Origin of the sequence: Xanthomonas sp. GW (assembly GCF_014236815.1) — a bacterium.
GTDB lineage: Bacteria > Pseudomonadota > Gammaproteobacteria > Xanthomonadales > Xanthomonadaceae > Xanthomonas_A.
In genome coordinates this window covers 3,581,681-3,596,162 of sequence record NZ_CP051189.1, presented here as the reverse complement: position 1 = coordinate 3,596,162, position 14,482 = coordinate 3,581,681, and the positions used below count along the sequence as shown (strand labels likewise).

Here is a 14,482-nt window from a genome sequence, read left to right as displayed (position 1 = left end):
GTGTTCCAGACTTTCGCGCTCGCGCTCATCGTTCCTCAAGGCTGCCGCGTTTCCTCCGTTTCGGCGCCTGCGAGGTGCGTTGAAAAGCGCGAGCGATGCGTGCCTGGATTGGTGCCGAACTGGCGCTGAAACGCGCGGCGCAGCTGCTGTTCGTCGCCATAGCCCACGTGCAAGGCGATGCGCTTCAAGGGCAGCCCGGTTTCCTCCAGCGCGCGGCAGGCCGCCTCTAGCCGCATCAACTCGACCGTCTTGGCAGGGGTGCGCCCCACCTTGGCCGCATAGATGCGCGCGAAGGTTCGCGGCGCCATGTTTGCACGCTCGGCGAGCTGCGGGACCGACAGGTCCGCGCCCAGATTCGCCGCCATCCACGCGTGCAGCTCGACGAAGGCATGATCCCGCGTCTGCGCCGCCAGCGGCACGCTGAACTGCGATTGCCCGCCTGCGCGCTTCATGAAGACCACCAGGTGTCTGGCAGCATCGATCGCGACGCGCGGGCCATAATCCTGCTCTATCAGTGCCAGTGCGAGATCGATGCCCGAGCTCACCCCGGCCGAGGTCCATAGATTGCCGTCCTGGATGAAGATGCTGTCCGGATCGACCTCCAGTTGCGGATGCCGGCGCTTCAATTTGTCGAGCCAGGCCCAGTGCGTCGCCACGCGCCGGCCATCGAGCTGGCCGGCGGCTGCCAGAAGGAACGCGCCGGTACAGACGGAACAGAGCCTGCGTACCGATCCGGCGCGCGCGGCGATGAAATCGCGCAACGCGGGCGTGACCTCGAACTCCTCGCCCGCACAGCCGCCCGGTGCGATCAGCGTGTCGATCGCGACGTTCGCCAGCGCCGAAACCGCGACGGTGACCACCGGCAACCCCGACCCGGTGACGATCGGGCCGCCCCGTGCCGATGCCACGAGCGTGTCATAGCGTGCCGGTGCCCCCGATTCCGCGCTCCGGTTTGCCGTGGTCAGCGCCTGCAACGGACCAGCGAGATCAAGCAGGTTCATCCCGTCATAGGCCAGAAGCACCACCCGCAGCGGTCCTGGCGGCTGTCCCGCGCGATCGCTGCGGATGGGTTTTCCATCTATGGAAGCTGGAACACCTTGAGCTGGCAAAGACGTCATGGGCTAGCGTCCGGTCGCGGCATGTGGCCACCCTGTGCCCTGGACTGGATAACGCCGAGGGAGTGAACTGTGCATGTCACTGTGCCGCCTTCAGGTCGTCCCACGGATATTCCATGCCGAGTGCGGACAGGCGCGCGGTGCCGCTGCCATAGCGCTGGGCGATCAGATCGAAAGCGGCAGGAAGCGCCGTGCCGGCAGGGGCGGCCTCGGCCACTACGATGCGCACGTCCGCAGTCAAGGACGATGTCGCCTGTGTCTGCACGCGCAGGCCGCCGCGCAGCCGTACCGGGCCGGCCGTGTCGGAGACAGCGCGTACTTCGTTGCGCATCGTGCGCGACCATGCCTCGGCGTGCAGCGACAGCGCCACCTCATCGTCACCGTCTTGCACCTGTATCGCCACCACATCTTCGTGCTTGACGTGCATGTTGGCGCGGTGCGTTGCTTCGTCCGTCGGCAGAACCTTGAACATGTCGCTGTCATGCGCGGCTTCCCATGACGCAACGCCCAGGCGGTCGGCGGTCGCGCGCGCCGCTTGCGGCCCCGCGATCGTCTCGACCAGCGCAAGGCTGATCGGCAGTGCGGCAGAGACGCCGGCGCTCGAGGCGACATCGCCATCGGCCACATAGCGCAGGTTCGTCAGCCAGGTGACCTGCCGGTAATGCTTCCGACGATCCTGCAGCGAAGCCCAGTGGCCCGTGGCGCGGCGACCGTCGAGCGCGCCGATCTCCGCCAGCAGCTCGACGCCGTCGCAAATCGACACCAACGCGGCGCCGTGCGCGCGTTGCGCCCGCAACCAGGTCGTTTCCTCGGCATGCTTGTCCGCCGTCGCCGGTACGATCACGTAGTCGGCACCATCGGGGTAGGCCTTGTCGAACGCGGCGACGGTCATGTCGGGCAACAGCGTGAGCGGGCCAGCCTTCAGCGGGCGGTTGGTCATGTTCAGGGCGATCACCTTTGCCGCGCCGGATTGCGCGAGTACGCCGTATGGCACGACGAAGTCCGACAGCACGGTCTTGTCCTGGGCGACCACGACCACCACGGGCAGCGCATCCGGATGCTTGCGGACGTGGATGATCGGCAAGCCCGTCACCTGGGCATTCGCTGGCTGCGCTGTCGCCGCAGAACCGGCGGCGGCAACCGACCCACACGCCGCGAAGAGGCCGGCGACGCTGACAAGGGCGATGCGCGAGAGGAAGCGGGGATATTGCGACATGGTGGAATCCGGTGTGGTTGGGATCCCACTCTCTCGGGATTCACGCGTGGCTCAAAGGTCGATCTTCCTTCATTTTCTGCCAAGAGGGGAAATGAGCGTCCGCAAACTCCTTCGCGTCCGCTTCCGCGACAACGCTGGCAAGCGGCCCAGTCGCGTCGTTGCACGCGCCGCGCCGGACTGTTCCAGCGGCGTGGCGCCGAATGCATTGACCCGCCAGCGGCGCAGGTCCAGACTTGCGCCCTCATCACACCGTATCGCCCGCCCTCCCATGCCGCACGCACCGCTGCTGATATTGCCGACCGACGCCCTGCGCATCAGCGCAGGCCGGGTGCGCCTGCCTGACGGGATGGACCGAGCCGAGCCGTAGCGCTCCGCCGCCGCCGATCCGCCGCAGACAAGCACCCGATGGGTGCTTTTTTATTGCCTTTTTTCCATCTGTCCCACCTCCGAAAACGCGAAGGAGAACGTGCCATGCACTACGCCGCCGAACCGAAAACCTAGCCGCATGCCCAGTCGCCAACCGGGGCATGCGGCTTCCCCAGTGTTGGCAATGCGGAACCCATCTCATGAACACCCAAACCCTTTCCCGCTGGCGCAACCTCGGCATCATCGCCCACATCGACGCCGGCAAGACCACCCTCACCGAACGCCTGCTGTGGGCCACCGGCGCGATCCATCGCGTCGGCGAAGTCCACGACGGCGCCGCAACCACCGACTTCTCCGACATCGAACGCGCCCGCGGCATCACCATCGGCGCGGCCGCGGTGCAGGCGCAGTGGGCGCCGCGCGGGCAACCGGCGCATCGGCTCACCCTGATCGACACCCCCGGGCACATCGATTTCGCGATCGAGGTGGAACGCTCGCTGCGCGTGCTCGACGGCGCGGTCGCGGTGTTCTCCGCGGTCGACGGCGTGCAGCCGCAATCGGAAACCGTGTGGCGCCAGGCGCGCCGGCACGGCGTGCCGCTGGTCGCGTTCGTCAACAAGATGGACCGCGCCGGCGCCTCGTTCGATGGCGTGCTGGCGCAGCTGCGCAGCAAGCTCGACGCCACGGTGTGGGCGGTCGGCGTGCCGCTGCCGGGCGATTCCGGCTTCGACGGCTGGGTCGACCTGGTCGGCCGCCGCGTGCTCGCATGGGACGGCGACGGACGCATGGCCGCGCGCGCATGGAACACGGACGATGCCGCCGCGTTCGCCGAGGCGCGCGAGCGGCTGGTCGCCGCGGTGGCCGAGCACGACGACGCGCTGGCGCAGGCCTATCTGGAAGAGCGGGCCATCGACGACGACACGCTGCGCGCCGCGCTGCGCCGCGCCACCCTGGCCGGCGCCGGCGTGCCGGTGCTGGCAGGCTCGGCGTTCAAGAGCAAGGGCATCGAGCCGTTGCTGGACGCGATCGTCGACTGGCTGCCGTCGCCGCTGGACCGCCCGCCGGTGCCGGCGACGCGCGACGCGGACGACGTCGGCGGCACCGGCATGGCGCTCGCTGCGCAACTGGCGCCGGATCCGTCCGGCCCGTTGGCGGCGCTGGTGTTCAAGGTCGCGCATACCGCACAGGGGCCGCTGGCCTTCGTGCGCGTGTATGCGGGCACCTTGCGCGTCGGCGACATGGTGTGGACGTCGCAGGCGCGGCGCTTGCGCCGGGTCGGGCGGCTGGCGGTGGTGCAGGCGCAGCGCACCCACGACGTGGCGCAGGCCTGTGCCGGCGAGATCGTGGCGATCCTCGGCTGGAAGGACGCGGCCAGCGGCGAGACGCTCAGCGACGGCGATCAGCGCTGGGTGCTGGAAAGCATCCGCACCCAGCCGCCGGTGCTGGCGTGGCGGCTGGGCGCGGCCAATGCCGCGGAGTTGGTGCGGATGGGGCAGGGACTGGCGCGGCTGGCGCAGGAAGATCCCTCGTTCCGCGTCGACAGCGATGCCGAGACCGGCGAAACCCTGGTCTGGGGCATGGGCGAGCTGCACCTGGAGGTGATGGTGGAGCGCCTGCGCAGCGAGTGGCAGGTGGACGTGCGTACCGGCGCGCCGCGCGTGGCCTACCAGGAAACGCTGCGCGCCGCGGCGCTGGGCGTGGTCGGGCGGCTGTCCAAGCAGAACGGCGGCCATGGCCAGTTCGCGCAGGTGGTGCTGGACCTGGTGCCGCGCACGGACGGGCAGGTCGTCTTCGCCGACCGCAGCCGCGGCGGCGTGGTGCCGAAGGCGTTCGTCGCCGCGACCGAGAAGGGCGTGCGTGCGGCACTGGCGCAAGGTCCGCGCGGCTACCCGGTGGTGGGCGTGGAGGTGGTGCTGGTCGATGGCCAGGCGCATGCGGTGGATTCGTCGGACATGGCGTTCCAGCGTGCGGCGTCGGAAGCGGTGAAGGCGGCGCTGGCGCAGGCCGGCACGCTGCTGCTGGAGCCGGTGATGGCCTTGGCGATCGATACCCCGGCCGCCAGCGTCGGCGACGTGCTCGGCGATCTGCAGCGGCGCGAAGGACGCGTCGTGGCGATCGCCGAGCGCGGCACCCGCGCCGACGTGGTGGCGCAGGCGCCGCTGGCGCAACTGCAGGCCTACACCACCGCGTTGCGCTCGCTGACCCAGGGGCGCGCGTCGGCGAGCATGACCTTCGACGGCTACGAGGCGGTCAGGGCGGCATAGATCGCCCGCCTGCGAGAGGTACTGTACGAAGTCGAGGAGCCGGTTCGCCGGCTCCTCTTTTTTTGCCCGGCGCTTGCGCGCACGCCGCGATCCGGGCTTCATAGGCGCCCCCGATACCGGAGCCGCGCATGCGTCGATTCGTTGCCATCCTTGCCTTCCTGCCTGCGCTCGCCGCGGCGCAGGCGCCGCCGTGCGCGACGCCGCTGCAGGTGGCGCAGCGGCTGTACCAGGCGCGCGATTTCTATCGGCGGCCGCAGAACCTGGACGGGCTGCTGACGCCGTCCTTCGCGCATGCGATCAAGAGCGAGCTCGCCTGTGCCGAGCGCGAAGGCATCTGTCGCCTGGACTACGACCCGTGGACCGATGCGCAGGACGGCGACATCGAGGGCACGCCGCGTTTCACCCTGGTGTCCGGCGGCTCCTTGGCGACGGTGTTGGAAGTGCGGGTGGACTATCGGCTGGCCATCGATGCGGCGCGCAAGCAGTCCGGCAGCGTGAAGATCGAACTGCAGCGCCGCGGCAACGGCTGCTGGGCGGTCAGCGACCTGATCTCGCCGGACGGCGACTCGCTGTTCGCGCGGTTGTCAGAGCCGCAGGAATAAAAAAACCACGCCGACCTGCGCCGGCGTGGTTCGGACGACCTGCTCGCGCCCTGCAGCGGGAGGGTAGGCGCGAAGGCGTCCGCGACTATTGCAGCTTCAGCATCACGATCGCCTTCGCCGGCAGCGCCACCTTCAGCGTGCCGCCCTGCAGGCTGGCGCCGCCGAATGCGGCGGGCTTCACCGCCTGCGGCTGTTCGAAGGTGTTGAGCGAGGTGATCTTCGGCGCGGTGAGGATCTGTCCGCTGACGCCGCTGGCCTGTACGCCGTCCACGCTCACCACCACCTCCGCAGCGCGGTTCGGGTCCAGGTTGGTCAGCGCCACGTAGACGTGGCCATCCTTCGCCTTGACCGCCGAGCCGTGCACCGACGGCACCGTGTATTCGCCGTGCTTGTAGTCGGGCGCCTTGATCTGCAGCGGCAGCGCGGTCGCGTCCTGGTACGGCTTGTACATCGCGAACACGTGGTAGGTCGGGGTCAGCAGCATCTTGTCGCCGTCGGTCAGGATCATCGCCTGCAGCACGTTGATCATCTGCGCGATGTTGGCCATGCGCACGCGGTCGGCGTGCTGGACGAAGATGTCCAGGTTGAGCGAGGCCACCAGCGCGTCGCGCAGCGTGTTCTGCTGGTGCAGGAAGCCCGGATTGACGTTGGGCAGGCCGCCATACCAGGTGCCCCACTCGTCCACCACCAGCGCGACCTTCTTGCCCGGGTCGTACTTGTCCATGATCGCGCTGTGCTTGCTGATCAGCTCGTCCATCACCAGCGTGCGCGACAGCGTCTCGATCCACGCGTTCTCGTCGAAATCGGTGGACGAGGCGCGCGGTGGCCAGCCGCCGGGGACGGTGTAGTAGTGCAGGCTCATGCCGTCCATGTGTTTGGTGGCCTCGCGCATCATCACCTCGGTCCAGTGATAATCGCCCTCGTTGGGGCCGGGCGCGATCTTCATGATCTTCTGGTCGGCCGGCGCCTTGACGAAGGTCTGGTAGCGGCGATACACGTCGGCGGCGTATTCCACGCGCATGTTGCCGCCGCAGCCCCACAGCTCGTTGCCGACACCGAAGTACGGCACCTTCCACGGCGCCTCGCGGCCGTTGCTGCGGCGCTGGTTGGCCAGCGTGGACTTGGTCGGCGCGGTCATGTACTCGACCCATTGCGCCATCTCGTCCGGCGCGGCGTCGCCGACGTTGCCGGCCACATAGGCCTGGGTGCCGAGCAGCTCGGTGAAGTCCATGAACTCATGGGTGCCGAAGCTGTTGGGTTCCTCGACGCCGCCCCAGTGCGTGTTGATGCTGGTCGGGCGCTTGGCGCGCGGGCCGATGCCGTCGCGCCAGTGGTATTCGTCGGCGAAGCAGCCGCCGGGCCAGCGGATGTTGGGCACGTCCAGCGCCTTCAGCGCCGCGACCACGTCGTTGCGGTAGCCGCGGGTGTTGGGGATCTTCGAATCCGGCCCGACCCACACGCCGCCGTAGATGCCGTTGCCCAGGTGTTCGGCGAACTGGCCGAACAGGTTGCGCGAGACCAGCGCGCCCGGCTGGTCGGCATGCAGCGTGCCGCGCACCGCGACGTCGGCGGCCTGCGCCAGGCCGGCGCCGAATGTCAGCGCGGCCGCGGCGGCGGCCAGCGGCAGGCGTCGCCGCCAGCGCAGCGCGGCGTTCTTCAGTGAGCGGGTCGAGAGCATCGTGGGTCTCCTGGGTGGTTGGGGCGGCGGTTCCCCGCAAGGACGCCTTGTCGGTGAAGGGCGGCACTCGCCGCGTGCGGCGCATGCAGTGGGACAACGGGGCCTGGCGTACGCGTAGCGAACAACGACGGTGGCTGCTGGCAGGGCGCGGCACGATGGCGGAGGTATCGGTGCAGATCGCAATCCTTGTGACCGGTGACGGTGCGGCGGCACGGCAGCGGGTCCCGGGCCGCTGTTCGAGCATAGGCAGGCCGGCAGGTTGCGACCAATCACTTAAATCCTCGCTGCTATAGCCGATTCGCATTGCTGGTGCGGCTGTCCGGCGTCGTGCATTGCCGATGCGCTCCCCGATGCGCGCATCGAGGATAGGCGAGCGACCTATAGCGGACCAATGATTTAAATCGGCGTAGCGATATGGGGATTGCAATGATGCGATGCCGCAGATCGCATGCGTGGACTGCGGCATCGCACGCGCCTTGCAGTGCCGCGAGATCGCGGTTGCAAGCGCGCGGCGTGGTGCATCGATGCACCAACGTGCGTAGCGATGGCCTGCGGCCGGCCGTGCTGGTTATGCTGCGCGGCACGCGTGGACTCCGCACGCGCCCAACAAGGACCCCGCATGTCATCGATCTTCGGCCAGCTTCCCGACGGTACCGCCATCCAACGTGTGCTCCTGGACAGCGGCGCCGGCTTGCGCGCGGAAGTGCTGACCTACGGCGGCCTGCTGCGCAGCCTCAGCCTGGACACCGCGCGCGGCCGCACCGAACTGGTCCTCGGGCTGCCGACGCTGGACGCGTACCTGCACGACCCGGCGTATCTCGGCGTGCTGGTCGGCCGCTTCGGCAACCGCATCGCCGGCTCGGCGTTCAGCGTGGACGGGCAGCGCTACGCGGTCACCGCCAACGAAGGCGCCAATCATCTGCATGGTGGCGCGAGCGGATTCGGGCGCCGGGTGTGGTCGGTGCAGGCGCAGTCCGAACGCGGCCTGCAGCTGCGCTACGACTCGCCGGCCGGCGAGGAAGGCTATCCGGGCAACGTGCAGGTCAGCGCCGAGTTCAGCGTGCACGGGCGCACGCTGGAACTGCAGTTCGCTGCGCAGACCGATGCGCCGACCCCGCTCAATCTCACCCATCATCCGTACTTCAACCTGGCCGGCGATGCCGGCGTGGCGGCCGCCGCGCAGTGGCTGCGGGTGCCGGCCGACCGCTACCTGCCGGTGGCCGACGCGGCGTTGCTGCCGACCGGCGAGGTCGCCGCCTTGGCCGGCACGCCGTTCGACTTCCGCAGCCCGCGCGCGATTGGCGACAAGAACGGCGCGGCCGATCCGCAGCTGCGCCTGAGCGGCGGCTACGACCATTGCCTGGTGCTGGCCGATCCGCGCGACTGCAGCGCCATCCTGTATTCGCCGCACAGCGGCGTGGCCATGCGCATCGCCAGCGCGATGCCGGCGTTGCAACTGTACGAAGGGCACTGGCTGGACCGCCAGCATCCGGGCCTGGGCCGCGGCGTGTGCCTGGAGCCGCAGGGCTATCCGGATGCGCCGAACCAGCCGGGCTTTCCCGACACCATCCTGCGTCCCGGCCAGGTCTACCGGCACCGCATCGAATACCGCTTCGCCGAGGTCGGCGCGAATGCCGATTGGGCCGCGGTGGAGGCGGCATTGGCCGATTGAGATGCGATGTGGATCGCTGCCAGCAGCGATCGCGCTTCCTGTAGGAGCGGCTTCAGCCGCGACAGACCGTTTCCGCAGCCGACATTTCCTCGGCGCCGGGGTCGCGGCTGAAGCCGCTCCTACACGGGATGCACTGACATCCCAATGCCGACGCGCAGCCGCTACTGCGGATGCCCAAGCACCAGTTCGATGACGAACTTGCTGCCGAAGAACGCCAGCAGCAGCAACAGCATCGCCGCCAGGGTCCAGTGCACCGCCTTGATCCCGCGCCAGCCGTAGCGCCAGCGGCCGAACAGCAGCGCGCCGAACACGATCCACGACAGCACGCTGAGCACGGTCTTCTGCACCAGCCGCTGCGCCAGGAAATCCTGCACGAACAGCACCCCGGTCAGCAGGGTCAGGGTCAGCAGGATGAAGCCGACCACGATGGTGCGAAACAGCAGCGTCTCCAGCGCGGTGAGCGGCGGCAGCGCGCGCAGCCACGGATGGAAGTCGCGACGCCGCAGCGCGCGCTCCTGCAGCCACAGCATCACCGCCAGTAGCGCGGCGATGCCCAGCGTGGCATAGGCCAGCAGCGCCATCCATGCGTGCAGCTGCAGCCGCCAGTCCAGGACCGGCGCCGGCTCGTGGCCGTGCGAGTGGTAGGCCAGCAGCAGCGCCGCCGACAGCGGGAACACCACCACGCCCAGCGCCGCCATGCGCCCGCTGGCGCCGACCAGCGCGGTCATCAGCGCCATGCCCAGGCTGACCAGCGACAGCGCGGCGAAGAAGTGCATGTCCGGCCCGCCGGCGGTGTGCAGCGCCACCTGCACGTGGTAGCCCGCATGCAGCGCCACCGCCGGCAGCGCCGCCCACAGCCAGGCGCGGCTGCGCTCGACCCGGTCGCGCACCACCGAGCCGACCAGCAGGCCGGTGGCGGTCAGGTACAGCAGGGTCGCGACGAGGATGAAGAACATCGCGCCAGTTTCGCATATCGGGCCTGCGCTCGTGGCGGCGCCCCGGTCGGTCGGACGCCCCCGTTCGCGCCGCGCCCACGACAGCACGCCATGCGGCTGCGGCATCGGCGGCACCAAGAGCAAGCCGGTAGGCAGCGACGCCAGGGCGGGCGCCGGTCTGCCTACGCGGCTTCGGACCCGCGCCGGGGCCGGCTCCGGGATCGCCGGCCGGCGCGGCTATAATCGACGACCGTTTCCCGTCTGCGACCCGCCCGCATGTTCGAATCCCTCACCCAACGCCTCTCCGGCACCATGCAGCGCCTGCGCGGCCGCGGCCGCCTGACCGAGGAGAACATCCGCGAAGCCACCCGCGAAGTGCGTATCGCGCTGCTCGAGGCCGACGTCGCGCTGCCGGTGGTGCAGGCCCTGATCGAGCGCATCAAGGTGCGCGCAGTCGGCCAGGAAGTGCTCAAGAGCCTGACCCCGGGCCAGGCGCTGATCAAGGTCGTGCGCGACGAGCTGACCACGGTGATGGGTTCGGCCGCCAGCGACCTCAACCTCAACGTGCCGGCGCCGGCGATCGTGCTGATGGCCGGCCTGCAGGGCGCGGGCAAGACCACCACGGTCGGCAAGCTGGCCAAGCACCTGAAGGAAAAGCGCAAGAAGAAGGTGATGGTGGTCTCGGCCGACGTCTACCGCCCGGCCGCGATCGAGCAGCTGAAGACCCTGGCCGAGCAGGTCGGGGTGCTGTTCTTCCCGTCCGAGGCCTCGCAGCAACCGGTGGACATCGTCCGCGCCGCGATCGCCGACGCGCGCAAGTCCTTCGTCGACGTGCTGTTGGTCGACACTGCCGGCCGCCTCGCCATCGATGAAGCGATGATGACCGAGATCAAGGCGCTGCACGCCGCGATCAACCCGGCCGAAACCCTGTTCGTGGTCGATGCGATGACCGGCCAGGACGCGGCCAACACCGCCAAGGCGTTCAGCGAAGCGCTGCCGCTGACCGGCGTGGTGCTGACCAAGACCGACGGCGACGCCCGCGGCGGCGCCGCGCTGAGCGTGCGCTACATCACCGGCAAGCCGATCAAGTTCATCGGCGTGGGCGAGAAGCCCGACGGCCTGGACGTGTTCCATCCCGACCGCCTGGCCAGCCGCATCCTGGACATGGGCGACGTGCTGTCGCTGGTCGAGCAGGTCGAGCACCAGGTCGACAAGGACAAGGCGCAGAAGCTGGCCGAGAAGGTCGCCAAGGGCAAGAAGTTCGACCTCAACGACATGCGCGACCAGCTCGAGCAGATGCAGAACATGGGCGGCATTTCCGGGCTGATGGACAAGCTGCCGGGCATGGGCCAGATCCCCGAGCACCTCAAGCAGCAGGTCGCCGGCAACAAGGACGTGCCGCGGATGATCGCGATCATCGGTTCGATGACCAAGAAGGAACGGCGCAATCCGACCCTGCTCAATGGCTCGCGCCGCGCCCGCATCGCGCGCGGCTCCGGCACCCAGCCGGCCGACGTCAACAAGCTGATGAAGCAGTACCAGCAGATGGAAAAGATGATGTCGAAGATGGCCGGCGGCGGCATGAAGGGCCTGATGCGCGGCATGAAGGGCATGATGGGCGGCATGGGCGGCATGGGCGGCCGCGGCGGCCTGCCGTTCCGCTGATCCGCTACCCTAAGCCCCTCTCCCCCCGGGAGAGGGGTTGGGGTGAGGGTAGGGGCGAAGCCACCTCGCCATCCAATCCAATGCAGCCTCATCCTCGCATCCAGTGCCTGCTGCACGCCGCAGCCGCTGCGCCGAAACTGGCGATATCATCCGCGGCGCCATCCGCCACGCGCAGTATCGACCCGCCATGAACGATTCGCTGCAACACCGCGTGACCGCGTTCTGCACCCGCTTCGGCCTGCGCACACCGATCCTGCTGGCGCCGATGGCCGGCGCCTGCCCGGTGCCGCTGTCGGTGGCGGTCGCGCAGGCCGGCGGCATGGGCGCGATGGGCGCGGTGTTGTCCTCGGTCGCGGACATCGGCACCTGGATGGACGCGTTTCGGCGCGACACCAATGGACCGGCGCAGGTCAACCTGTGGGTGCCCGATCCGCCGCCGCTGCGCGATGCCGCGGCCGAGGCGGCCACGCGCGCATTCCTTGCGCAGTGGGGGCCGCCGGTCGAGGCGGCCGCCGGCGATGCCGGTCCAGCCGATTTCGACGCGCAATGCGCCGCGCTGCTGGACGCGCGTCCGGCGGTGGCGTCCTCGATCATGGGCCTGTTCCCACCCGCCTTCGTCGCGCAGCTGAAGCGGGCCGGCATCGCCTGGTTCGCCTGCGCCACCACGCTGGACGAGGCGCTGGCGGCGCAGGCGGCCGGTGCCGACGCGGTGGTCGCGCAGGGCGCGGAGGCCGGCGGCCACCGCGGCGCGTTCGATGCGTCGCGCGCCGAGCAGCAGCTGACCGGGTTGTTCGCGTTGCTGCCGCGGCTGACCGATCACTTGGACGTGCCGGTGATCGCCGCCGGCGGCATCGCCGATGGCCGCGGCATCGCTGCAGCACTGACCCTGGGGGCCAGCGCGGTACAGATCGGCACCGCCTTCCTGCGCACCCCCGAGGCGGCGCTGGCGCCGGCCTGGGCCGAGGCGCTGGCGCGCGCCGAGCCGGAACAGACCGTGCCGACCCGTGCGTTTTCCGGCCGCCTCGGCCGCGCGCTGGCCACCGACTACGTACGCGCTGCCGCCGAGTCGACAGCGCCGCCGCCGCGACCCTACCCGGTGCAGCGCGGGCTGACCGCGCCGATGCGCCAGGCCGCGGTGCGCGAAGGCCGCCTGGCGGCGATGCAGGCCTGGGCCGGGCAGTCGGCGTGGATGGCGCCGGCGCAGCCGGCGGCGACGCTGCTCGACAGCTGGTGGGACCAGGCGCAGGCGCTGCTGTGAGCGCGAGGCTGTTCTGCGAAGGGCGGCCGGCGAGCGCGGACGTCTTGGCCGCGCCGGCGCTGGTCAACTACGGCCACTTCAGCACGATGCAGGTACGCGACGGCGCGGTGCGCGGTTTCGACCTGCACCTGCAGCGGCTCGATGAGGGCACACGCACGCTGTTCGGCAGCGAACTGCCGGCCGACCGGATCCGCGCCGAGCTGCGCGCGGCGCTGCAGGCATTCGGCAGCGACGATGCGTCGCTGCGCGCCAGCGTGTTCGCCCGCGACTTCGATTTCCGCCGCGCCGATGCGGCCTGCACGCCGCAACTGCTGGTGTCGCTGGCCGCGCCCGCGCAGGCGGGCGCCACGCCGTTGCGGCTGCGCAGCGCGATGTTCGCGCGCGAGCTGCCGCAGATCAAGCACGCCGGCACCTTCGCCTTGTTCCACCAGCGCCGGCTAGCCTTGCAGGCCGGCTTCGACGATGCGCTGTTCGTCGATGCGCAGGGCCTGATCGCCGAGGGCTCGATCTGGAACCTGGGCGCCTGGGACGGGCAGGGCGTGGTATGGCCGCAGGCGCCGGCCCTGCGCGGCACCCAGGAGCGGCTGCTGCAGGCCGGACTGGCCGCGCTCGGCATCGCCCAGCAGGTGCGCCCGCTGCATCTGCGCGAACTGGCCGGGTGTGCCGCCGCCTTCGCCTGCAACGCGCGCGGCCAGCAGGCCATCGCCGCGGTGGACGGGCAGGCGCTGGGGCCGGCCACAGAGCTGTTGCGAATACTGAACACGGCCGTCGAGACGCAAGCCTGGCAAGCGATCTGACCGATCTGGGGGCGACTTGGCAGCGTTCCGCCCGCCCGCTATAATCTCCGGCTCACCGCGCCATCCTGGCGACTGGGCAACACCGGAAAACTCACCATGGTCAAGATTCGCCTTACCCGTGGCGGCGCCAAGAAGCGCCCCTTCTACCACATCATCGTCACCGACGTGCGCAGCGCGCGCGACGGCCGCAACATCGAGCGCCTGGGCTACTACAACCCGGTCGCGCAGGGCGCCGAGCCGCGTATCGTGCTCGACCTGCCGCGCGTGGACCATTGGGTGTCCAACGGCGCGCAGCTGACCGACAAGGTGCGCAACCTGTACCGCGAAGCTAAGATCCAGGCCGCCGCGGCCTGATCCTGCGGGCCGCGCCTGGCGCGGCCCTTCGGTTTTTGCACCTATGAAAGACAGCCAGCGCCGTATCCTGCTGGGCAGGATCCTGGGCGCCTTCGGCGTACGTGGCGAGGCCAAGCTCGAGTCGTGGACCGAGCCGCGCCTCGCCATTTTTCGCTACCAGCCCTGGATCGTGCGCAAGCCCGATGGCAGCGAAAGCAGCCTCAGCGGCGTGCGCGGCCGCGAATCCAGCAAGCATCTGGTGGTCACCTTGCCCGACGTCACCGATCGCGATGCGGTCGAGGCGCTGCGCGGCACCGAGATCTACGTGGCGCGCGATACCCTGCCGCCGCCCAAGCCCGACGAATACTACTGGGTGGACCTGGAAGGCCTGGACGTGCGCACCGTCGACGGCGTGGCCCTGGGCCAGGTCTCGCACCTGTTCTCCAACGGCGCCAACGACGTGCTGGTGGTGCGCGGCGACCGCGAGCGGCTGCTGCCGTTCGTGCAGCCGGACTACGTCAAGTCGGTGGATTTCGACGCCAACCTGATCGTGGTCGACTGGGACCCCGAGTTCTGAGCGA

12 protein-coding genes are annotated in these 14,482 nt (G+C 69.7%); 8 read left to right on the top strand and 4 right to left on the bottom strand.

What is annotated here, in order from left to right:
- Positions 1–35 precede the first annotated feature (35 nt).
- Both HEP73_RS15345 and HEP73_RS15340 read right to left on the bottom strand, forming a co-directional pair.
- Positions 36–1,025, bottom strand: a complete 990-nt coding sequence (locus tag HEP73_RS15345) for a GlxA family transcriptional regulator (protein ID WP_255423519.1) — start codon at positions 1,023–1,025, stop codon at positions 36–38.
- A gap of 169 nt (positions 1,026–1,194) precedes the next feature.
- Positions 1,195–2,331, bottom strand: coding sequence for a DJ-1/PfpI family protein (locus tag HEP73_RS15340; protein ID WP_185820634.1), 1,137 nt, complete (start codon positions 2,329–2,331; stop codon positions 1,195–1,197).
- A gap of 566 nt (positions 2,332–2,897) precedes the next feature.
- Between HEP73_RS15340 and fusA the strand changes: the two genes are divergently transcribed.
- Positions 2,898–4,961, top strand: a complete 2,064-nt coding sequence (gene fusA, locus HEP73_RS15335) for an elongation factor G (protein ID WP_185820633.1) — start codon at positions 2,898–2,900, stop codon at positions 4,959–4,961.
- Positions 4,962–5,089: 128 nt separating this feature from the next.
- On the top strand, positions 5,090–5,563 hold the full coding sequence (locus HEP73_RS15330) for a YqhG/Tai3 family protein (protein WP_185820632.1): 474 nt from the start codon (positions 5,090–5,092) through the stop codon (positions 5,561–5,563).
- Positions 5,564–5,648: 85 nt separating this feature from the next.
- Here HEP73_RS15330 and HEP73_RS15325 read toward each other — a convergent pair whose 3' ends face one another.
- Positions 5,649–7,241 (bottom strand): alpha-N-arabinofuranosidase, encoded by a 1,593-nt coding sequence (locus HEP73_RS15325; protein ID WP_255423518.1) that lies wholly within the window; start codon positions 7,239–7,241, stop codon positions 5,649–5,651.
- Positions 7,242–7,860: 619 nt separating this feature from the next.
- Between HEP73_RS15325 and HEP73_RS15320 the strand changes: the two genes are divergently transcribed.
- A complete protein-coding gene (locus tag HEP73_RS15320) occupies positions 7,861–8,913 on the top strand; it encodes an aldose epimerase family protein (RefSeq protein WP_185820631.1) in 1,053 nt (350 codons plus the stop codon).
- 161 nt (positions 8,914–9,074) lie between these two features.
- On the opposite strand, the gene HEP73_RS15315 is transcribed toward HEP73_RS15320, so the two are convergent.
- On the bottom strand, positions 9,075–9,869 hold the full coding sequence (locus HEP73_RS15315; protein WP_185820630.1) for a cytochrome C assembly family protein: 795 nt from the start codon (positions 9,867–9,869) through the stop codon (positions 9,075–9,077).
- Between the two features lie 255 nt (positions 9,870–10,124).
- On the opposite strand from HEP73_RS15315, the gene ffh reads away from it, so the two are divergent.
- The 5 genes from ffh (at position 10,125) to rimM (ending at position 14,478) form a co-directional block, all read left to right on the top strand.
- Positions 10,125–11,513 (top strand): signal recognition particle protein, encoded by a 1,389-nt coding sequence (ffh, locus tag HEP73_RS15310; RefSeq protein ID WP_104558908.1) that lies wholly within the window; start codon positions 10,125–10,127, stop codon positions 11,511–11,513.
- A 187-nt stretch (positions 11,514–11,700) separates the two neighbouring features.
- On the top strand, positions 11,701–12,771 hold the full coding sequence (locus HEP73_RS15305; protein ID WP_185820629.1) for an NAD(P)H-dependent flavin oxidoreductase: 1,071 nt from the start codon (positions 11,701–11,703) through the stop codon (positions 12,769–12,771).
- Complete coding sequence (locus HEP73_RS15300; RefSeq protein WP_185820628.1) at positions 12,768–13,568, top strand: aminotransferase class IV family protein; 801 nt, start codon at positions 12,768–12,770, stop codon at positions 13,566–13,568. The genes HEP73_RS15305 and HEP73_RS15300 overlap by 4 nt, the downstream gene beginning before the upstream one ends.
- Before the next feature lie 96 nt (positions 13,569–13,664).
- Positions 13,665–13,922, top strand: coding sequence for a 30S ribosomal protein S16 (gene rpsP, locus HEP73_RS15295; RefSeq protein WP_185820627.1), 258 nt, complete (start codon positions 13,665–13,667; stop codon positions 13,920–13,922).
- Positions 13,923–13,965: 43 nt separating this feature from the next.
- The gene (gene rimM / locus HEP73_RS15290; RefSeq protein WP_185813458.1) at positions 13,966–14,478 is read left to right on the top strand and encodes a ribosome maturation factor RimM; all 513 of its coding nucleotides are present in this window, start codon (positions 13,966–13,968) and stop codon (positions 14,476–14,478) included.
- Positions 14,479–14,482: the final 4 nt, after the last annotated feature.